Here is a 255-nt window from a genome sequence, read left to right on the forward strand (position 1 = left end):
GAATGGGCTCAGGAGAATTCGTAGACTACGCTAACATCGACAAAGCACCAGAAGAAAGAGAAAGAGGAATCACAATCAACACTTCTCACGTAGAATACGAAACAGAAAAAAGACACTACGCACACGTTGACTGTCCAGGTCACGCTGACTACGTTAAAAACATGATCACAGGAGCAGCACAAATGGACGGAGCAATCCTAGTAGTAAGTGCAGCAGACGGTCCAATGCCACAAACAAGAGAACACATCTTGTTAG

General features: G+C 44.7%; 1 protein-coding gene. It reads left to right on the forward strand.

Annotation, left to right across the window (positions count from 1 at the left end; all coding sequences use genetic code 11):
* The coding region (locus tag ACU68U_RS09415) for a GTP-binding protein (protein ID WP_446763206.1) at window positions 1-255 on the forward strand (255 nt) is incomplete at both ends.

This window comes from Finegoldia sp. P3-F-LR (assembly GCF_052932165.1).